At 73.7% G+C, this 236-nt stretch carries 1 pseudogene; it reads left to right on the top strand.

What is annotated here, in order from left to right:
* Positions 1 to 236 (top strand): annotated as a pseudogene (locus tag SB764_RS44550) (LysR family transcriptional regulator); the annotation flags it as partial.

Here is a 236-nt window from a genome sequence, read left to right on the forward strand (position 1 = left end):
GAGCAGCCCGCCGAGCAGTGGCGCTTCATCGCGTATGACGCGAGCGGCGACGCCCTGCCGCAACAGGCCTGGCTGCATCAGGTCCGACGCCACCGGCCGGTGGTCTTTGCCGCCAGCGACCTGGCGGCGCAGCAGATGGCCGCGCGGTCAGGGCTGGGCGCCGTGGTGCTGCCCACGATCGTTGGCGACAGCGACGCCATGCTGCAACGGCTGGCGGTGGCGGGCGAGGCGCCGTC

The organism is Paraburkholderia sp. SIMBA_027 (assembly GCF_046535315.1).
Classification (GTDB): domain Bacteria; phylum Pseudomonadota; class Gammaproteobacteria; order Burkholderiales; family Burkholderiaceae; genus Paraburkholderia; species Paraburkholderia tropica.